General features: G+C 38.5%; 18 protein-coding genes and 2 pseudogenes. 16 read left to right on the top strand and 4 right to left on the bottom strand.

Going from position 1 to position 20,147, the window contains the following annotated elements:
- Positions 1-23: 23 nt before the first annotated feature.
- The 3 genes from DTA23_RS07795 to DTA23_RS07785 form a co-directional block, all read right to left on the bottom strand.
- Positions 24-593 (bottom strand): NUDIX hydrolase, encoded by a 570-nt coding sequence (locus DTA23_RS07795; RefSeq protein ID WP_112374340.1) that lies wholly within the window; start codon positions 591-593, stop codon positions 24-26.
- A gap of 20 nt (positions 594-613) precedes the next feature.
- Complete coding sequence (locus DTA23_RS07790) at positions 614-1,012, bottom strand: hypothetical protein (protein WP_112374339.1); 399 nt, start codon at positions 1,010-1,012, stop codon at positions 614-616.
- A 198-nt stretch (positions 1,013-1,210) separates the two neighbouring features.
- Positions 1,211-1,861, bottom strand: coding sequence for a hypothetical protein (locus tag DTA23_RS07785; protein WP_204990752.1), 651 nt, complete (start codon positions 1,859-1,861; stop codon positions 1,211-1,213).
- A gap of 344 nt (positions 1,862-2,205) precedes the next feature.
- Between DTA23_RS07785 and DTA23_RS07780 the strand changes: the two genes are divergently transcribed.
- The 8 genes from DTA23_RS07780 to DTA23_RS07740 all read left to right on the top strand — a co-directional run bounded on the left by DTA23_RS07780 (position 2,206) and on the right by DTA23_RS07740 (position 10,373).
- Positions 2,206-3,711, top strand: coding sequence for a sensor histidine kinase (locus DTA23_RS07780; RefSeq protein WP_112374337.1), 1,506 nt, complete (start codon positions 2,206-2,208; stop codon positions 3,709-3,711).
- Positions 3,712-3,798: 87 nt separating this feature from the next.
- On the top strand, positions 3,799-4,245 hold the full coding sequence (locus DTA23_RS07775; RefSeq protein WP_112374336.1) for a hypothetical protein: 447 nt from the start codon (positions 3,799-3,801) through the stop codon (positions 4,243-4,245).
- A 166-nt stretch (positions 4,246-4,411) separates the two neighbouring features.
- Complete coding sequence (locus DTA23_RS07770) at positions 4,412-5,479, top strand: IS110 family RNA-guided transposase (RefSeq protein ID WP_112374335.1); 1,068 nt, start codon at positions 4,412-4,414, stop codon at positions 5,477-5,479.
- A 252-nt stretch (positions 5,480-5,731) separates the two neighbouring features.
- Positions 5,732-6,652: a TlpA family protein disulfide reductase gene (locus DTA23_RS07760; protein ID WP_146753034.1), complete on the top strand. Its 921-nt coding sequence runs from the start codon at positions 5,732-5,734 to the stop codon at positions 6,650-6,652.
- A gap of 5 nt (positions 6,653-6,657) precedes the next feature.
- On the top strand, positions 6,658-7,335 hold the full coding sequence (locus DTA23_RS07755; protein WP_070569424.1) for a LytR/AlgR family response regulator transcription factor: 678 nt from the start codon (positions 6,658-6,660) through the stop codon (positions 7,333-7,335).
- A 263-nt stretch (positions 7,336-7,598) separates the two neighbouring features.
- A complete protein-coding gene (locus DTA23_RS07750) occupies positions 7,599-8,312 on the top strand; it encodes an RNA ligase family protein (protein ID WP_112374332.1) in 714 nt (237 codons plus the stop codon).
- Entirely contained in the window at positions 8,255-9,406 is a 1,152-nt protein-coding gene (locus tag DTA23_RS07745) for an AAA family ATPase (RefSeq protein ID WP_239468713.1), read from the top strand. Before DTA23_RS07750 ends, DTA23_RS07745 begins: the two co-directional genes overlap by 58 nt.
- A gap of 394 nt (positions 9,407-9,800) precedes the next feature.
- Positions 9,801-10,373: a Crp/Fnr family transcriptional regulator gene (locus DTA23_RS07740; RefSeq protein ID WP_239468712.1), complete on the top strand. Its 573-nt coding sequence runs from the start codon at positions 9,801-9,803 to the stop codon at positions 10,371-10,373.
- 32 nt (positions 10,374-10,405) lie between these two features.
- On the opposite strand, the gene DTA23_RS07735 is transcribed toward DTA23_RS07740, so the two are convergent.
- On the bottom strand, positions 10,406-10,891 hold the full coding sequence (locus tag DTA23_RS07735) for a hypothetical protein (RefSeq protein ID WP_070569433.1): 486 nt from the start codon (positions 10,889-10,891) through the stop codon (positions 10,406-10,408).
- Between the two features lie 989 nt (positions 10,892-11,880).
- On the opposite strand from DTA23_RS07735, the gene DTA23_RS07730 reads away from it, so the two are divergent.
- The 8 genes and pseudogenes from DTA23_RS07730 to DTA23_RS07710 form a co-directional block, all read left to right on the top strand.
- A complete protein-coding gene (locus DTA23_RS07730) occupies positions 11,881-13,056 on the top strand; it encodes an IS4 family transposase (protein WP_112374126.1) in 1,176 nt (391 codons plus the stop codon).
- Between the two features lie 221 nt (positions 13,057-13,277).
- Entirely contained in the window at positions 13,278-16,445 is a 3,168-nt protein-coding gene (locus tag DTA23_RS07725) for a SusC/RagA family TonB-linked outer membrane protein (protein ID WP_112374330.1), read from the top strand.
- A gap of 10 nt (positions 16,446-16,455) precedes the next feature.
- Positions 16,456-16,824, top strand: a complete 369-nt coding sequence (locus DTA23_RS27485; RefSeq protein WP_218565316.1) for a hypothetical protein — start codon at positions 16,456-16,458, stop codon at positions 16,822-16,824.
- Positions 16,821-18,242 (top strand): RagB/SusD family nutrient uptake outer membrane protein, encoded by a 1,422-nt coding sequence (locus tag DTA23_RS07720; RefSeq protein WP_370445073.1) that lies wholly within the window; start codon positions 16,821-16,823, stop codon positions 18,240-18,242. The genes DTA23_RS27485 and DTA23_RS07720 overlap by 4 nt, the downstream gene beginning before the upstream one ends.
- Before the next feature lie 48 nt (positions 18,243-18,290).
- Entirely contained in the window at positions 18,291-18,818 is a 528-nt protein-coding gene (locus DTA23_RS27480) for a DUF4372 domain-containing protein (protein ID WP_218565314.1), read from the top strand.
- A gap of 37 nt (positions 18,819-18,855) precedes the next feature.
- Positions 18,856-19,467 (top strand): annotated as a pseudogene (locus DTA23_RS27475) (IS4 family transposase); the annotation flags it as partial.
- Between the two features lie 83 nt (positions 19,468-19,550).
- Positions 19,551-19,691, top strand: coding sequence for a hypothetical protein (locus tag DTA23_RS26895; protein ID WP_172462349.1), 141 nt, complete (start codon positions 19,551-19,553; stop codon positions 19,689-19,691).
- A gap of 248 nt (positions 19,692-19,939) precedes the next feature.
- A pseudogene (locus DTA23_RS07710) lies at positions 19,940-20,147 on the top strand (DUF1080 domain-containing protein); the annotation flags it as partial.

The following is a 20,147-nucleotide window of genomic DNA, read 5'->3' as shown; positions in this document are numbered from 1 at the left end:
AGTTTTATAAATGTAGGGAAGTTTTATGGGATTCTTTTCTTTATATTTTTTCGGGTGTAATAGGTATAAATTCCGGTAACAGTGATTAAGATCAATGTTATCAATAAGGCTATATAAAGATTGAAGAATTTATGGACCAGTGTAAAGCCGATAAGTCCAATCAGGATTTCTAAAAAAGCTTCTCTTATGCGAGATGGAGGATTTAAATCTTCAAGGTATCTGGTATACTCTTCTACAATTGGTCGATCGGTATCTGTCCAGTCAAAATGCAATAGTTCTGAGGGGGAAACCCATAATGCTTGAACATATTTTTGAAAGGCAACTTCGCCAGAACAAAAGGTGCAGAGAACAGGATAGAGACAAGGTGCTGGACTTGTATAGTCTTGTTGCGTCATCTTTAACGGCCTTCCGACAAGAATATCTATATTAAGCTCTTCCCTGATTTTGAGCGACAAATTTGCTTTCATTGGTTTGTGGGACTCGGTAATGCGACCAGGAAATTCCCACTTTAAGGCATGCGTCACCGATGCTGCACGCTGACAGATGAGTACCTTATCGTCCTCCCTTATAATCGCACAAGTCAAATAATGCATAACGGTTTAAAGAATAGATATTAAGAGCTAGATTCTTTACTTTCAATTTGATGACTTTCTAACAGCTCGATACGACCTTCGATAATCAGCAAATAAAAGTTTTCAAAGCAATCCTGATAGATTTTTTGCTCCAATGATTTTATTTCCTCAAAGAGACGTTCTTTCGCGACCGCAGGGTAACAAAGCTCATTTTTTGATGATACTCTCGTTTCTTGGCAAGGCGTATCGTGAAGCTGTTTGTACAGGTCGCCTAAATCTGAAATGTCTTCACTGCGGTGGTAGAAGGGGTGAAACCATACCCAAAAGTCTTCTTGATTTTTATAGGGATGAGGTAATAATTGAACCGACGTATTTCTAAATAGATCTCCCGGATGCTTCTTATAACGGAAATGAGTGGCCGTGGTCTTTAAACTATTCATAAAGCTAATTTGTCTGTAGGTTTACAAAAAACAATTCAAGAATAAAGATATCATCTTAAATATCGGTATTTTTTTTTAGTATTAAAAATTTACTACTGTTAACGCTAATTGGGTCGTGATAGGATACAGAATGACCACAATGACGAAGCTCCACCGATCTATTCTGCTAAAAGAATAAATGGATTCAATATTATACTATCAGCCCCAGAGAATTCTGATGAGAACGGATATTGTGAATACAAATAATCCGATATAGAATATGTTTATCCCATGTTTTCTGTCATGATCAGAATAGGAAAATATCCGTTCGCCATTCGGTAGGCTCTTTTTGGAACTAAACAACATATACCCGATTGCAATTCCTAAAAGACCACCTAGAAGGGCTGAAATATAGCCAAAAATAATCCAATACTTCTGTTGTGGTTCCGGTTCCCGTAGCTGCATGAGCCGCTCCTTCTTCAAAAGATCAAGCTTTTCCTGATCAATATCTTTCCCTCTTTTTAATAAAATTTTTCTGGCAAGCGCATAGTCCAATTTATTCCATTCATCGGGTTTTTGCAGGATTTCGAAGAGCTCTTCGTCTGAAAATTGATACAGGTAGTGGTCATCTCCAACCAGTGGGAGAGATTGCATTTCCTGCTCTTCTAAAATAGATTCTGCATTTGCGAAATCGGCGGGGTCTATTTGAATCTCATATTGGTGTCCTACCGTATTTCCAGAAAATGTAATATCCACAGGGGGTAGATTATCAGCCAACCGCGTTTTTACACCTCTATCCGAAAGTAGCTGATGACATTCCTGAGCTTCTTCTAAACTAGTAAACCTTTTTAATACGATATAGTTATCCATATGATCAATTATTTTTTAAAACCTGTATTTATGACCATTCGACAGCCCAATGCCTTTGTGCAATCTTCGCTATTTGCCCGTAACAGTTGCCGCAAAAATCGGACGTGAATGTTTGAAACAGTGGATTAATTATGTAGTGTTTTTTTGAATAAAGTTAATAAAGCTGGTTTGATACTTTTCAGCTTAAAGATAGTAAAATCAAATGCTATTTTATAAGAACAACAATAGAATCCCAGCTATAAGATGAAGAAACATTTGATTCATCACATTTTTGGTGGTATTCGTCACATTTTTCTGTGTTATGTTTTCATTTCAGTTAATATTGTCTTATCAAAACAAATAACATGAAATTGAAAGACGTAAGAAAAATAGAATTTTGGATGGCAACTGTCGTATTTGTCGCTGTTGTTTATGCTTTGCTTGTTGATACAAACAATCGGGATGATAGTGGTATGCATAACTATTTCATTGGTCAGAAAATAAACTACTCTTATTTTTTTAATTTTTTTGTACCCAAGTTTAGCTATTATCTGCTTCTATATTTGATGTTTCTCGCATTAAATTTTGTTCTTATTCCTGCGCTCATCAATAGAAAACGGGAGCTGTTGAATTATTCATTACTAGCTGCTCTGATCTTGATATCCGGACTGATTTTAGGTGTATGCCGGACCTATAGCCATACCTATGAGCTTATGGATTTTGATAGTATTCAAAGAGGCTACAATAGCATGTTTTTTAAGTCCTTAACACAAGCAGTTCTATGGACAATCGTAATTTCTCTATACACCTGCATGCAATTTTTGATCAGCTATCTGCTTAAAAACAGGGTTGAAAACCCGGCTATACAAAAGCAGCTAAAAATGGATTTGGCCTTTGGAATTGGCTTTTGGTTTATCGGATTGTTTTTTTTGATCATATCTCACTCGCATTACCAACTTTCGGTGTTATGGACTTTGGTCGTGTTGTCTGCGGTTGGTATCGTAATCTATTCCTTATACTATTTGTTGCCAAAATTACATGAAAAAGAAAAGAAATTCCGCGACTTCTTTTGGATTATCGCTGCGGTGAGTTTGGTTTTAGTTATACCATTAAGCATATTGGCCCTATTCTTCTTTAACCAGAACGGTGAAGTGATCTTTATCGTTGCCATGTTTCATTTACCCACGCAATTATTGGTTAGCGTTCCGCTTTCCTGGTTTCTCTTTAAAAAACGTTTAATGCGTCACAACGAAATTGCCTCCTTACGTACGGAGCTCGGTCAGTCGGACGCAAATCTGACTTTTCTGAAATCCCAAATAAATCCACACTTTTTATTTAATGCCTTAAACACATTGTATGGCACGGCATTACAGGAAAAAGCCGAACGGACAGGGGAGGGAATTCAGCGATTGGGCGATATGATGCGGTTTATGCTTCATGAAAATACGCAAGATAAAATCTCGTTGACGCGTGAAATAGAATACCTGAATAATTACATCGCTTTACAGACCCTGCGGACTTCGATGTCAGACAAAATTACCATTATAACGGAAATAGAAGAGCAGTTTGAAAATTATCAAATTACCCCTATGTTGCTGATCCCTTTCGTTGAGAACGCATTTAAGCATGGTATAAGCCTTCAGAAATCGTCTTATATTAAAATATCTTTGCAAGTGCGAGACCAGGTTTTGTTTTTCGATGTGAGTAATAGCATTAATCCGAAAAGTGATCGTGATCCCGAAAAACTAAAAAGTGGTGTCGGTTTGGAGAATGTACGCCAACGTCTTTCATTGCTATATCGAGATCGACATGAACTGATGATACGTGAAAATGCCAATGAATTTTTTATCCATTTAACTTTACATATTTAAAGATGGCTAGTGTTATTTAAATCTAACTAGTTCCATTATCTTTTAATCAATTATTCACCTGATTTATTGGTTTCTTAATTAACAGCAATGAAAAAAATACTTGTTTTTTTGCTTATGACCTTGTATTGTCTAAGCAGTCATGCTCAATTTAAATTGAGCGGTAAGATTTGGAATTATGATCCAAACAAGGCCTTGGAAATTAATATTCCTCTTGTTTTTGGTTTTTATAAAGAAAATTCGCAACGGATAACCGTTGCCAGCGATGGCACATTTGAGGTCGCACTGCCAATAACAGCTCGAAAATCCGCGACTCTAAATTACAGCAGTGTATTTCAAACCTTGTTATTAAGCCCCGGTAAAGATCTTATCCTGAATTTAACCGACACTACGATCGTATTTACAGACGGTAGTGCTTTGACAGAAAACAAAATTATACAGCAAATAAAACACGATGAAGTGCCTTTTATTTTTACTGAGAATTTTAAAAAGGTCATTATATTGTTGTTATGCAAAATATATTGGCTGTTCGTGTGAGGCCAGAAGTGGCTAGGTAAACTTTGAGTTATACCGTAAAAAAGGTTTCGCCCACACGATTTTATTCTCAGGAGTCTGAACAGTACTTAAGGCCGCGAAGCGAGCTTGAATAAAACAAAAGGATAGACGAAGGAGAATTGAGTCAATATGATTTAAATTCTTAATTATGGCTATTAGAAAGCAATGCATTGGGATAGATATCTCAAAATCAACCTTTACAGCTTGTTTATGTCAACAGGCGGAAGATGGCAAATTAACGTTCTCAAAGGTCCTGGACTTTGGTAATGATAGTAAAGGCTTCAATCAATTATTACGTTGGGTGAAAGGTCTGATTGTATCAGATTCGGAGCTAGTATTTCTCATGGAAGCCACAGGCGTTTATTATGAGAACCTGGCCCACCATCTATACAAAATCAAAAAAAGGGTTCATGTTGTGCTTCCCAACACCTCAAAACACTATTTCTCTAGTCTTAATGTGAAAACAAAAACAGATGCAGTTGATGCGCGAATTCTAAGTCAGTTTGGTATTGAGAGAGTTCATAAGTTGTGGTCCCCACCACCAAGCACACTCTTGCAGCTCAGGAATCTAACTCGTTACTATGTTCAGCTTCAGGAACAAAAGACAACACTTGGCAATATTAGTCACAGCAAGGACTGCGCACATGATATCCAAGTATTTATTACCAAGAGCAACAAAAAACTCATTACTGAGATAGATAAGGAAATCGAAAGATGCCTGAAAGAAATTAAGAAAGCTATCGAAAAGGAAGATGTACTGAAGGAGCATGTCAGAAAGGTTTTGACGATAAAAGGTGTAGGATTGATTACGGTAGCAACGATATTAGCTGAAACAATGGGTTTTGAGCAGTTTCATAGTTCAAAACAATTGGTTAGCTATTCAGGCTATGATGTAGTGCAAAGAGAATCTGGCACCTCGATTAAAGGCAAGACTAGGATCTCCAAGAAAGGAAACAGATATATCAGAAATGCACTTTATTTCCCAGCGATGGTGGCCTGTAGGTACAATGAAGCATTAAAAGAAACTTATATCAGAATCAATAAAAACAATAAGGCATCGAAAATGATTGGACAGGTGGCAATACAGCGGAAACTCTTAGTGTTGATTTATACGCTTTGGAAAAACGATACTGAATTTATTGAAAACTACCAAAGAGGTAGTCTCGATCCGAAAACCGAGACTACGCAAGATAGTTCAGTAGCTGAACTTCTTTAGAATACAAAAATACTTTTTTGTCTAAATATTTGGAATTTATAACAGTACCTTTTTTTATGAAGGCCCCGAACGTAAATAATCTTGCTCAATGCTCTTTGGCTCAGTTGAGACAGCAAGTGTTAATTCCCTTTTTAGCGGATTGCAATCAAATCAATAAAGTGATCCAAACTAGTCCATTGTCTTCCTCACTAAAAAACTATATACGTACTGAGTTTTACGCGCAACGAATGAACCATCTAAACGATTTTGCCCGTGTCGCTGAATTGCCCAAAGTCTACCGCAGATAGTTTGGTTCTAGAGCTGTTTGGAAAAGCACTTATTAATTTACAGGACGACTTTGGAGGCCCTTCTTTTTATTCTTTCCTTGACAATTACCTGCGTTATTTGGAAACGAAAGCATTTGTTAAGATTCGGGCCGAGAAAATTCCGTCTAGTGAACCAATCCCTTATTTCGGGATAAGCTTAGACAGTGCAAATAGATTAATGACTATCTATAGTAAAGATTATTGGCGGTTTATCGGTGCTTTAAATAATTTCTCCAAGCCTATCGTAGAAAAATACAATTTTCAACAATTGGTCAATCTATATCATGACAAGGACTTAACGCATTTAAAAGCATTGGCAGGAGCACATTGGAAGATATTTCCAAAAGATAAGCATACGCCGCTTGTTGAAAGCTATATTGCCGATCTTGACGCTCTTTTGGTGGCGAATAAACACAACAAACACATTCGGTTGATTGAAGATGATCAACCTATCTCATCGATCGACGACCTGATTGCTGAATTGAAAGGAAAAGTGGTCTATTTGGATGTTTGGGGAACCTGGTGTGGTCCCTGCAAGTTTGAATTGAAGTATACACCTGAACTGAAGAAAAGATACATGGATAAAGATATTGCCTTCGTTTATTTGGATATGGATGAAGACCATCGCGATCAGGACTGGAAAGACTTTATACGCGTCAACAATTTAACCGGAATCCATTTACGTAAAAATAGGAAACAGATTGAGCCCTTTTGGAAGGAATTACTGCTAAATGCAAAAGACAAAGCCGAATATTATCCGCAATATTTTATATTTGATAAAACAGGAAAATTAGTTGTGGAAAAGGCTCTTCGACCAAGTAATGGAAAACAACTGTATGACCAAATAGATCAGATTTTAAATCAATAATTGTTATGATAGCCATCGCGATAGATGATGAACCTGTGGCACTGCAGGTTATTGAACACCATATAGCTAAAGTCCCTTTTATTGAATTAAAAAGTACATTTACGGATGCGTTTATGGCGATTGATTATCTCCAGAAGGAGCAGGTGGACCTTATCTTTTTAGATATAAAAATGCCAGATATTTCAGGAATAGAGTTTCTGCGCAGTTTGAATACTTCGCCAATGGTGATTTTTACGACGGCTTATTCTGAGCATGCGCTATTGAGTTTCGAGCTCGACGCCATCGATTACTTGCTTAAACCATTTTCTATGAGCAGGTTTTTGAAAGCCTGCAACAAGGCGAGCGAATTGTATAGCCTTCGGGCAAAAAAGCTACAGCATAACAAAGACTATCTGTTCGTCAAAGATGGTTATGAACATGTTAAAGTTGAATTCGACCGTATCCTGTATATTGAAGCATCAGGCAATTACACCCAAATACATTTGAACGATAATAAATGCGTTAGTTCTAGAATTACCATTAGCGAGCTGCTGGAACTGCTCCCGAAGGGCGAATTTGTTCGTTGTCACAGAGCATTTATCGTCGCACGAAGTAAAATGATGAAGTTCGACAAAACCCAAATTTGGGTAGCAGACAGGGTTATTCCCATTGGAACGACATACACTGAATTGAAATTATATTAATTGACGCGTTTTTTGACTAATCAAGGCTGATTAGAAAGTAGGGAAGGGGCGGCGCTGTCAAAAGGTTAAGGGAGCGTATTTATGTTTTTAAAATAAATTGTATACTTTTGTAGCAACAGATCATTTGTGTTGTCAATTTTTAAAATTTAAAGTCATGTAATGCATTGTCGATATTTAGGAAGAAAGTAAACAACGGGATTTACCCGATTTGTTTACCCAATGCCTATGTCTTCAATTTTTTAGTATGGATTTAAATTTTAAAAATGGAATCAACAAAATATGGTCGTACCTATCATTTCCCATTTTCGCCAGGGACAAGCAGCGACGATCGTTTTAATCAATATTATTGGAAGGATATGCAATCTTTCCATCAACTGTTATTTACAGAAAAATTAGATGGCGAAAATAATTGCCTTTCACGGCGTGGAGTATTTGCACGATCTCATGCAGCTCCAACCACGTCGCCATGGACGGCCCAGCTTCGGGAGCATTGGTCCAGATTAAAAAACGATCTAGGTGATTTGGAGTTTTTTGGTGAAAATCTTTATGCTGTGCATTCGATTGAGTATATGCAACTTGAACATTATTATTATGTTTTTGCCGCTCGAATTAAAGATCAGTGGCTTTCATGGGAAGAAGTTACTTTTTATGCCAGTTTATTTGATTTGCCGACCGTACCCGTTTTGAAACTCGACATGGTAAAGGATTTGACCGAGTTTGACCTTCGGTGTTCAGTCGAAAATTTGGCCATGCAGTCTTCTATATTTGCATCGGTTGATCCTAAAACTGAAGAAGCATGTACGATGGAGGGGGTAGTCTGCAGGAATGCTGATGCATATGCCGTCAGCGAATTTCAGCACAATGTTTTTAAATACGTTAGAAAAGGACATGTGCAGACCGACGAACATTGGACAAAATCATGGCGAAGAGCAAAAATGATTTGGGAAAGGAGGGATTATTCATGGAATGGACAATAGCAACAAATAAGGATTGGTCGGCTTTAGCGAAACAATTTTCTTGGGTCAGGGATATGGAACAGGTACAACAGGATCCTTTACATCATGCCGAAGGGAATGTCGCGATTCATACCCAAATGGTATTACAGCAGCTGGAAGCATTGCCTGAATATCGGAATCTGGATGAACAAAAGCAGGAGCTCCTCTGGGCTTCCGCTTTATTGCATGATGTCGAGAAGAGATCGACGACAGTTGTCGCTGCCGATGGTCGTATCAGTTCACCAAATCATGCCAAAAAAGGAGCACAGACCACACGGGAGATTTTATTTCGTGATGTGGAGACCCCTTTTGCATTACGGGAGGAAATTGTCGCATTGGTACGCTATCATGGGTTGCCATTATGGTTGATGGAAAAAGCCGATCCGATGAAGAGCGCCTTGGAAGCGTCACTATGTGTCAATATGAGTCAACTTAAGTTGTTGGCCGAAGCTGATGCTAAAGGAAGGTATTGTGGCGATTTGGATAATTTGCTCTATGCATTGGATATGTTCGAACTGTATAGTAAAGAGATTGGCTGCTGGGATGCCACGCGTTCTTTTTTATCTGAAAATGCACGATTTACATATTTTAATGGAAACGATAGTTATGTTGGTTATGTGCCTTTTGATATATTCAAATCCACGGTGACTGTACTTTCAGGTTTGCCGGGAATGGGCAAAGATTATCATATTTTAGCAATGAATACCGACCTCCCCGTTATTAGTCTGGACGACATCAGACGCAAGTATCGCATTGATCCGACCGATAAAAAGAGAAACGGATGGGTTGTACAGGAAGCAAAAGAGCAGGCAAAAAAATACTTACGCTGCGGACAGGATTTTATCTGGAATGCCACTAATATAACTTCCCAGATGCGAAAACAATTGATCGATCTTTTTGTCAGCTATCAAGCCTACGTGAAATTGTTGTACGTTGAAAAACCCTACAAGATTTGGCGCACGCAGAATAACGATCGGGAATATCCACTGCCCGATGTTGTATTGGATAAAATGCTTCATAATTTGGAAGTTCCGCAGTTGACAGAGGCGCATGAGGTTCACTACATTACGGAATAGATGGCGCTTTTTAGCAGGAGATTGCGGCTTTGTAGATTGGTTTTACGGATTAAGTAAATAAAGTACGAAAAGTTCGAATTTTACGTTAGTATAGTAAGGTTGTTTTCTGATAAACCGTATTGGATACCATAAATGCGAATCAGCCCGCCTATTTTAATGGCGGGCTGATTTTCTGTTAGAATCCTTTTTAGGAACACTAGTCACAATGTGCTGTCATTCCTTCAATTTTGGTGTTAACATGGACATGAGGTCCTTTTCTTTGATATCGATGACATCCATTACTTGAATTTATTTTCCCAGCCTTGCTCTTCGAGCTTATTTGAAATGGTGCCGCATGTATTTTTTATGATAAAATGAATGAGTAGCTTTGTCTGTACAAAAAATTGACAGACTGTTGGAAAAACTGAAAGAACATATAAAGAAATTTGTCGCTATCGATCCGGTCGAATTAGAAGAAATATTGCATTACTTTAAGACCAAAACGGTCGCGAAAAAAGAAAATATACTGGAGGAGGACCAAGTGTGTAGATACCATTTTTTTGTATTGAAAGGTATTCTCCGTAAATTCTTTGTTAATGAAAAGGGAGTCGAACAAACGACTGAATTTGCCATAGAAAATTGGTGGATTACGGACAATATGGCTTTCGAACATAAGCTTGTTACGTCATTTTACATTCAGGCCGTAGAGACCTCAGATTTAGTTTATATCAGTCAAGAAAATCAAGAAAAATTGGTAGCTGCATTTCCGATCATGGAGCGTTATTTTCGATTTGTCTACCAAAGGGCTTATGCTGCTGCGCAAATGCGGGTTAAATATCTATTCTCTAAATCTAAAGAAGAATTCTACCATGATATGCTCCGTAAATATCCGCAGTTTGTACAACGTGTTCCGCAATACCTGATTGCTTCGTATCTGGGATTTACGCCAGAATATTTAAGTGAAATCCGTAAAAAAATACTTCCCTGAATCTCTTGCTATAATTTCATTGCAATTGAAGGCTAATAGCATTGGTCCGAATCTGCAATGCGAAAAGGGCTAATTTGAAATTGAAGCTTGTGTTCTTTTGCATAGTCTTGTGCTAATTTTTCGAATTTTTCCATTGCTTTTTCCTCAGAAGCAGCAAAACAGTGCAGGTTTAATTCCAAGGGTTTCTCTGAGGTGGCCGGATCGATACGCAATTGTTCAACTTCGGAGAGGACAACAGCAAAAGAAGTTTTACAGATCTCAACTTCTAAATGCGGCCCTATTAATTGAGATGATATGCTATAATAAGAATCATTATTTTGGATTTCTTCCTGAAAGGGGTCTAAATAGGTCGTAACAATAGATCGATAACCATATTTAGCATTACCAAAGAAGTGATCAATATATTCCTGTGCTTTTTCATATGTTGAGAAGACACCTTCCAGATTGGTGAATAAATCTGGATCTTCTTTTACTTCTTTTGAAACTACTGTATATACCTTAATGGGGTTGGTTGTCATATTTTGTATGCTACTGTTTGTACATTAAGTAAAAGTAAGTTTTTCTGCAAAAAAACTAATTTAGACTTTTATCTATGAGCGATTCTAAGATAAAATCCTCGTTTTAAAATAAAAAATTTCCTTTGTTAACTTGTAGCCTGTTTAGAGCAGGTGTTTGTGCTTTAAAGTTGTATATAATTTTCGTATTCTCCAAATTTTTTACTGATTGTTTTTATTTACTTTTCTAAAATAATACGAATTGCGTACACGACCCTGTCGTTGAGCCCTTTTTATGACCATCGTATCATCAAGTTCCTCCTACAAATAACGTGAGTCTATGTTGAGGCTAACTTTTTTAGTTGTTTTCACTGTGAAGTTACCTAGATTATACGGCCTAGGTGGGGCAATGTTAAAAGTAAGCTAATGAGAAGGGCAGGCATGTAGAATTGGAGATTAATCTGATTACTTCTAATGCCCAATGATGGAGACCTGTTTTGGCTAACTCATCAACGATATGGTTTTGTCCCAAATTTCGATCCTTTCATTTGACCTGACGTAAATAATGTATGTGACTTTTGTTTCCCTGACCATAAAAAAAATTCTAGGTCATGTCGGTTTTGTATTTAGTAAAGTTTGTATTATTTATTTCGTTAAATTTAATTTATTTTAAATTTGTTTTAATTTAAAATATAGTGAAATTATAGTTTAAAAAGATGTCATTTTTTATCAAAACTATGCTCTTTTGTCTCAATTTATTTTTAAATTTTATTTGTTTTAAAGCCTATGAAGGGCTTTTTGTTTGCTATATATTGTTTTTTAGCCAGAGGGCTGAACTATCCTCTTTATTTTGTTGGGATGCCGTGATTTGATTTTTATAGGCATTCAAACGTTTTCGTAAATAAATGAATTAAAAAGGTTTGATTCACTTGCGTCCTAAACGTTAAAAAAGCGGCGGTGTTTTGATATAGCAAAGTTGCTATATTTAAATCGCTAAATTTTATTACACCGCCATGGTAAATTTAAACGTTTTTAGTCAGATTTTATCGCTTATCGACCGCGAATTATTCAAGGATTTGGTGGCTAAACATAAGAGTGATAAACATTGCAAAGGGATCAACAGTTGGACGCATCTTGCGAGCATGATATTCTGCCATTTTTCCTCGGCAGATTCAGTTCGGGATATCAGTAATGGCTTGCGCAGTACAACTGGTAATCTGAATCATTTAGGTGTGATTAGAGCTCCTAGTAAGTCTAATATTTCTTATATCAACAAGCATCGCCCCCATGAACTCTTTAAAGATCTATACTTTGCTCTTTTGGACAAGCTCTGGCAAAAGGATACGCATTTTCGCAAAGATCTTACCCAATTGAAGCGAAAGGTTTATCTGATGGATGCCAGCGTGATCCCATTATGTCTATCTCTATTTGACTGGGCTAAATTCAGGAGCACCAAAGGTGCGGTAAAACTTCATACCGTTCTGGATTATGATGGATGCCTACCTGTCTTTATGCAGATTACGGATGGAAAAGTGCATGAGAGCCAGCGTGCGGGTAGCTACAGTTTTCCAAAAGGAAGCGTCGTGGTCGTGGATCGCGGTTACGTGGATTATAGCTGGCTTGGGGATTTGGACAGCACCGGCTGTTACTTCGTTACCAGGAGTAAAACTGGCATGAAGTACAAGGTTATCAAATCATATCAGAGTGAAGCGCTCCTGGAAAAGGGAATCATTAAAGATGAGCTCATTGAGCTTTCTGGCCCTGCCTGCAATAAATACAACGGCAAGCCGCTACGCCTGGTTCACTTTTGGGACAGCACCACGGGCAATGAGTACCATTTTTTGACCAATAATACTGCGTGGAAGGCTTCTGTGGTGGCTAATATATATAAACAGCGCTGGCATATCGAAGTCTTCTTCAAGCATCTAAAGCAGCGCTTAAAAGTATCGACATTCATAGGGACTTCTGAAAATGCAGTGATGATCCAGATCTGGACTTCCCTGATCGGTATATTACTGCTAAAATATCTGCAAAAGAAGGCCAGATATGATTGGAACCTCTCCAATCTGGTGGCATTTATCAGAATGAATATCTTCGTAAAAATTAATATCTGGCAATGGATAGATGATCCCTTTGTAAGGCCTCCGGTCAAAGGGAAAAATGGACAGCTGCACATCTTCCAGGAATGAAAAGTAGGGTCAAAATTCAAATGAGGAAAAAATCTATGTTGGGAACACAGAAACAGCTCCCTAAAATTTATTTAGGACACATGTGGGTTTGATTGTATTTTCTTAATTAATACTATTGTTTTGTGTTGATTAAATAATAACCAATTGATATGAACGACTAAAAGGTCTTGTTGTTAGCCTTTTTATAGTTTTATTTATTAATAACCAATAAATCTTAATTTATGAGAAAATTTAATCGTTTAATTTTCGTTAGTTTTTCTTTTTTGTGTATGCTATTGCTGTCGACAGGAACCGTTCATTCACAAGGAACTGGAAAAGAATTAACGGGCGTCGTCAAAACTAATGATGGGCGTTTTTTGGAAAAAGTCACCGTTTTGGTGAAGGGAACTTCAACAGGTACTGTAACAGATAGCTACGGTCGCTTTAGTGTAAAATTGCAGCGTAGTACTGCTAAAGTTACTTTAAGTTTTACCCATACAGGGTACTTGTCCAAAGAACTTGAGGTAGAAGTAGGTAAGGAAATAGAGATTACTCTTTCTGAATCTACAGAGAATCTAGATGAAGTTGTCGTTATTGGCTACGGAACCGCCAAGCGGAAAGATGTGACCGGTGCAATTGTTTCTGTGCAGACCGAAAAGCTTGAGAAGGAGGCGCCCCGGTCTGTTCAGGATCTCCTGCGGGGAAATGCGGCTGGATTGGTGATTGGACAGGGTAATTCGGCTAAAGGGGATGCAAGCTTACAGGTAAGGGGAAAGGGAACATTGAAAGCTGGTAGTAGCCCCTTAAATGTTGTGGATGGTGTTATTTTTGACGGAACATTTGCTGATATTAATCCCAATGATATTCAGTCAATCGATATTTTAAAAGATGCCAGTGCAACTGCTGTATACGGTGCAAAAGCTGCCAACGGCGTTATCTTAATTACGACAAAAAGAGGTAAAAAAGGAAAACCGTCCATTACTTTCAATGGAAATTTTGGTATGGTGGAAAGTGCAGGTATGCCTGCAGTGATGAATGCTGGTGAGTTTTTGAAATATCGCTATGACTTTGAAGTAGGTCGTCGGACAGACGACTATCTTAAAGCTCACCCCGAAATGTTCGTGGACCCAAGATTGCTCAATGGAACCAATCAATTGGACTGGTATAATTACGATCAAAAGACCCCCGTTACAAATGTAACAGAGGATCAGTTGATCAGGTCTTGGCTTTCTCGATTAGAGCTTAAGACGCCGGAGATTGAAAATTACATGAACAATAAGATTACGGATTGGCAGGATTTGGTTTTTCAAAAGGGGATCCAGCAGGATTATGCTGTTGCTGTATCGAATAGTAATGAGAACACTAACTACTATTTTTCCTTAAACCATGTTGATCGGGAGGGAGTAGTGGTTGGAAGTCGGTTTAAAAATTTCAGAACACGACTAAATCTCGAAACTAGAATTACATCCTATCTAAAAGTCGGGGCGAATACAAATTTCGCCGTTCGAAATGAGGGCTTTCTAAAATCCGATTGGAAACAATCAGCAGTGATTTCTCCCTTCGGGTCTAATAATCTTGATGATCCTTCTAGTATTTATCAAAGACTGCCGACAGGCGATGTCACTCCCGTAAACCCATTCTTTGATAATCAATTTAGAGATCGAAAAAATAATTATAATACATTGAATTCCAGTTTGTACGGTGTGATTAGTTTGCCATTTGGGATAGAATTGCAATCCAATTTTACCCCTTCATTTATCTGGCACGAGTATTATAACCACGATTCTTCAAAAAATCCCGAGTGGAAGGCAAAAGGTGGAAGTAGCGAACGCTCCTTTGAAAAAACATACAATTGGCAGTTAGATAATGTATTGCGTTGGAAGCGGCGTTTTGATGTACATAATTTTGAAGTGACATTGCTTCAAAATGCAGAGAAAGGGCAGTTTTGGCGAACCAAGGCCACAGCTTCTCAGTTTGTACCTTCTGATATTCTGGGCTGGCATCGATTACAGGCCGGTACAATTCCATTGAACGAAAGCGAAGACAAATATCAAACCGGAGATGCCTTAATGGCTCGCTTGTTTTATTCGTTTAAAGATCGCTATATGCTGACTGCTTCTGTACGACGCGACGGATATTCAGCCTTTGGCGCTCAAAATCCAAGGGCAACCTTTCCAGCCCTGGCTTTTGCCTGGGATTTTACAGCGGAAGGTTTTATGAAAAATACCAAATCCTGGTTGGATTATGGTAAGCTGCGACTTTCTTGGGGAAGAAATGGTAATCGTGATATTGAGCTTTACGAAGCGCTTTCCGACATGACCTCTGGGTTACATCCCTATATTGATGCGAGTGGAAACCTCTATCTTTCGTCTCAGTTATACGTAAATAGAATGGCCAATTTGGGCTTGAAATGGGAGAGTAAAAGTTCGTATAATGCCGGTTTGGACTTTTCAGTCTTCCATGGCCGTCTCAGTGGTGCACTGGATTTTTATACGGCAACAACCCAGGATTTATTGGTAGATCGCGCATTGCCAGAAATTATCGGATTTAGCAGTGTTGCTGCCAATCTAGGTGAGCTCTCCAATAAAGGTTTTGATATTACCTTAAATAGTAACATCATGAATAGGGGCGATTTTAGTTGGAATGCGACTGCGATCTTTATGTTGAACCGGAGAAAAATTGTGAAGTTGTATGGCGATATGGTGGATGTAAAAGATAGTGAAGGAAATGTCGTCGGCCAAAGGGAAGCGGACGATGTTAAAAATAGATGGTTTATTGGACAGGATCCCGACCGGATATGGGCCTACCAACGAAATGGAATCTGGCAACTAGGGGAAGAGGAAATGGCTGCAAAATATAGTAACCAGCCTGGTGATTTTAAATATGTAGATCAAAATGGAGATGGGGTCTTAACGGATGCCGACCGTGTATTTCAGGGGTATACAACACCGCGTTTTAGGTGGTCGTTTCGAAATGAATTGCGTTATAAAGAGCTGAGTTTTTCATTTTTAATTTATTCCAATTGGGGGCATTATGGAGACTTTAATCAGGCTGCAAACAACAGTAATTTTGCAGATCGGAGTACCGACTATGCACTACAGCATTGGACGCCAGAAAATCCGATCAACGATTATGCGCGTATAGGATCAAAAAATAATGGTACAAACTACGTCAACATGTCCTTTATGCGTTTGGACAACATGGTGCTTTCTTACAGTCTGCCAAAATTTATCTTGCAATCGTTAAGAATTCAGCAGCTTCGTATTTCAGCTTCGATTAGAAATGTAGCATACTTGACAAAAGATTTTAAATTTGGAGACCCCGAAAGAAGCTGGAAAAGCGATGCATTGGCAGATGTTGGCGACCCAGCCCCCCGCACATATAATTTAAGTTTAAACTTTACTCTTTAATCACTAGATCATGAAATTCAAAAAAAATATACTATATAGTTTATGTATTGGTTCAATGGCTGTTTTTACATTTTCGTGCAGTAAGGATTGGCTTAAACCGAAACCCCTGTCTTTCTATGAGCCCGATGTTGCGCTAGCCGATGCGCAAGGGATGTACTCCGCTTTAACGGCCTGTGAAAGAAATATGCGGCATGAGTTTTTTGGCGATGCTGCGCCCATTTTGACCGAGATTATCCAATCTGAAGTAGCCGTTGAGGGGACAACAGATAAAGCTGGTCCACAAATGGATATGGATATTGCACTGCTCCCTGATGCAGATCTCAATCACAACGATAGAACTAAAGTGGGGTGGTATTGGTACGAAGGATTTAGGGAATAAAATATGCTAATCTTATTATTTCAAGAATAGATGCCGGAACTTTTAAAGACGAAAATGAAAAAAACGCGATTTTAGGAGCAGCTTATTTTCAACGTGCCTACCGTTATTTCAAATTAGTGCATCAGTTTGGTGATGTGCCCTTCATTGATAAAGAAATAAATGAACCGAAATATGATTTCTATAGCTACGATCGTTGGAGTATTCTCGAGAAATTACGAAAAGACCTGGAATTTGCGTATCAATGGGTGCCCGAAAGAGTAGACCGTGGACGTACCTCCAAATCTGCCTGCGGTGTATTGTTGATGAAGGTCTGTATGGCTTTGGCAGATTTTGATCGGACAATCGCCATCGGCAAAGAAATTGTTGCTATTCATCCACTTATGAAAAGTAGATTTACGGTGAATAAAAGTAGACCAAATACCAATCTGATGTTTGACCTTCATAGTGTTGAAGCAAAATTAGATGGTGCCAATACCGAAGGTTTAATGTATGTAGTTTCTTATCCTGGAGTTGATGGCTCTGATCGTATCAGAACAATGCGTAATGGCGTTCCTTTTTGGAACAACGGCGGTATAAAAACACCAGACGGAAAAACGGGGGCAGGATTATCATTGGCAGCGGATGAAACTGATCTTTCATTGGATTTAAATAAGAACTATGGTCGTGGTATAGGACGATTGCGTCCAACCTGGTATTTTACAAATCAGATTTGGAGGCCTGGCAAAGAAGATAATGATTTGCGGGGGATCTTTAACCGGGATAGTTGGCGAAAGATGGAAGATTTGAAATACAATGAGCCCAACTTAAAAAAGACGGGCAATCCCTGGTATGGAAAAAATCTGGTTAAACCGGTGGGAATGAGTGTGGAGGATTCCATTCGGCTATGGTTCTCTTGGCCGCATTATAAATTATTTGTGCCGGATCCATTACAAACACAATGGGAAGGCGGGGAAACCCCATGGTATATTTACCGTTCTGCAGAAGTCTATTTATTGTTGGCCGAAAGTTACTATTGGAAAAATGATCTTGGTCAGGCCGCTATGGCTATTAACGAAGTCCGTCAACGCGCCGGTGCAACACAGCTAACAGCAGACGAAATCAATATCGGTGAGCTATTAGATGAGCGTGCACGTGAGTTGTATTACGAAGAAAACAGACATATTGAGCTCGTAAGGATTGCCTATACCTACGCAAAGACCCGAAAACCATGCGAAATTTTTGGTGATCGTGTCTATGATTTAAAACAGATTAGCGGCCCAGGCGGAACGAATGCGAACATTAAACAAACTGGAGTTAATTTCTGGTACGATAGAGTGGTTGCTAAAAGTAATTTCTATAATAAAGGGGTAAAACATAAGTGGGCCGAATATAAAATTAGTCACTTGCGTCCTAAACGTTTAAAAAGTGGCGGTGTTTAGATATAGCAAAGTTGCTATATTTAAATCGCAAAATTATAACACACCGCCATGATAAATTTAAACGTTTTTAGTCAGATTTTATCTCTTATCGACCGCGAATTATTCAAAGATTTGGTTTCAAAGCACAAAAGTGACAAACATCAGAAAGGGATCAACAGCTGGACGCATCTAGTCAGTATGCTTTTCTGTCATTTTTCCTCGGCAGATTCGGTTCGTGATATTAGTAACGGTTTACGCAGTACCACTGGTAATCTGAACCACTTAGGTGTAGTAAGAGCTCCAAGTAAGTCTAATATATCCTATATCAACACACACCGTACCCATGAACTTTTCAAAGATCTTTACTATTCTGTTTTGGATAGGCTTTGGCAAAAGGACACCCATTTTCGCAAAGATCTTGGTCAGCTAAAGCGTAAAGTATATCTGATGGATGCCAGCATCATCCCCTTATGTCTATCTGTATTTGACTGGGCTAAATTCAGGAGCACCAAAGGTGCGGTAAAACTGCACACCGTTCTGGATTATGATGGCTGCCTGCCTGTTTTTATGCAGATTACCGATGGAAAAGTAACATGAGAGCCAGCGGGCCGGTAGTTACAGTTTTTCTAAGGGAAGCGTGGTGGTAGTGGACCGTGGCTACGTGGATTACAGCTGGCTTGGGGATTTGGACAGCAGGGGCTGTTATTTCGTTACCAGGAGTAAAACCAACATGAATTACAAGGTTATCAAATCATATCAGAGTGAAGCACTCTTGGAAAAGGGAATCATTAAAGATGAGATCATTGAGCTTTCCGGTGCTGCCTGCAATAAATACAATTCCAAACCGTTACGCCTGGTCCACTTTTGGGACAGCACCACTGGTAATGAGTACCACTTTTTGACCAATAATACTAAATGGAAGGCTTCTTTGGTGGCAAACATCTATAAACAACGCTGGCATATCGAAGTCTTCTTCAAGCATCTAAAGCAGCGCTTAAAAGTATCGACATTCATAGGGACTTCTGAAAATGCAGTGATGATACAGATCTGGACTTCACTGATCGGCATATTACTGTTAAAGTACCTCCAAAAGAAGGCCAAATATGATTGGAATCTTTCCAATCTTGTGGCATTTATCAGAATGAATATCTTCGTGAAAATAAACATCTGGAAATGGATAGATGATCCATTTGTCAGGCCTCCGGTCAAAGGAAAAAATGGACAGCTGAACATCTTCACGGAATGAAAAGTAGGGGTCAAAATTCAAATGAGCAAAAAATCAATGGTTGTAACACAGAAAACGACTCCTAAAATTTATTTAGGACACATGTGAAAATTAGTGTGCACCATATCTTATGGCCTGTGCCCGCTAATGCGATTAATACCAATATTAAAGGTGTTATCAATCAAAATATAGGTTACCCAGGTGCAGAGAAAAATAAAACGCCGTTATTGGTTGAAGGTAAGTAATAGGTATTTTCAAACGTTTTCGTAAATAAATCAGATCATTTGATTCATTTCGCTTATATTAATTGATATATTGTTTTACTAAGTCAATTGAATTAATAACCGATAAGTAAATATGGGCCTGTCTGGTTAGAAAGTTACATGTAGCGTTGGCTCCAGGCTTTCGATGGGATGGTCCCGATCTTGTTATGATTGACGAACCAATGATGAATAAATAAACCGGGTCAATAGACTCAAGATTAAATTTTACAATGAAAAGAAATACACTATTTAAATCTGTTTTAATGGCTGCGATGGTCAGCAATGCTGTTATGTCGTATGCCCAGACAGATAAGAGTAATGAGAAAGGTTGGACGAACCTTTTTGATGGAAAAACGCTAAATGGCTGGAAATCTGTCGGCGGAAAAGCACCTTATTCTATAGAGGGCGATGCTATCGTAGGTCGAATGACAAAAGGTA

Origin of the sequence: Sphingobacterium multivorum (genome assembly GCF_900457465.1) — a bacterium.
Taxonomy (GTDB): Bacteria; Bacteroidota; Bacteroidia; order Sphingobacteriales; family Sphingobacteriaceae; genus Sphingobacterium; species Sphingobacterium multivorum.
This window is presented reverse-complemented; position numbering and strand designations above follow the sequence as displayed.

Coding starts and splice junctions, on each gene's coding strand:
- DTA23_RS07755 (WP_070569424.1), top strand. CDS start 6,658: ATGATAGCCATCGCGATAGATGATGAACCTGTGGCACTGCAGGTTATT.
- DTA23_RS27485 (WP_218565316.1), top strand. CDS start 16,456: ATGAAATTCAAAAAAAATATACTATATAGTTTATGTATTGGTTCAATG.
- DTA23_RS07780 (WP_112374337.1), top strand. CDS start 2,206: ATGAAATTGAAAGACGTAAGAAAAATAGAATTTTGGATGGCAACTGTC.
- DTA23_RS07785 (WP_204990752.1), bottom strand. CDS start 1,861: ATGGATAACTATATCGTATTAAAAAGGTTTACTAGTTTAGAAGAAGCT.
- DTA23_RS27480 (WP_218565314.1), top strand. CDS start 18,291: ATGATAAATTTAAACGTTTTTAGTCAGATTTTATCTCTTATCGACCGC.
- DTA23_RS07770 (WP_112374335.1), top strand. CDS start 4,412: ATGGCTATTAGAAAGCAATGCATTGGGATAGATATCTCAAAATCAACC.
- DTA23_RS07790 (WP_112374339.1), bottom strand. CDS start 1,012: ATGAATAGTTTAAAGACCACGGCCACTCATTTCCGTTATAAGAAGCAT.
- DTA23_RS07750 (WP_112374332.1), top strand. CDS start 7,599: ATGGAATCAACAAAATATGGTCGTACCTATCATTTCCCATTTTCGCCA.
- DTA23_RS07775 (WP_112374336.1), top strand. CDS start 3,799: ATGAAAAAAATACTTGTTTTTTTGCTTATGACCTTGTATTGTCTAAGC.
- DTA23_RS07735 (WP_070569433.1), bottom strand. CDS start 10,891: ATGACAACCAACCCCATTAAGGTATATACAGTAGTTTCAAAAGAAGTA.
- DTA23_RS07745 (WP_239468713.1), top strand. CDS start 8,255: ATGGCGAAGAGCAAAAATGATTTGGGAAAGGAGGGATTATTCATGGAA.
- DTA23_RS07725 (WP_112374330.1), top strand. CDS start 13,278: ATGAGAAAATTTAATCGTTTAATTTTCGTTAGTTTTTCTTTTTTGTGT.
- DTA23_RS07730 (WP_112374126.1), top strand. CDS start 11,881: ATGGTAAATTTAAACGTTTTTAGTCAGATTTTATCGCTTATCGACCGC.
- DTA23_RS07795 (WP_112374340.1), bottom strand. CDS start 593: ATGCATTATTTGACTTGTGCGATTATAAGGGAGGACGATAAGGTACTC.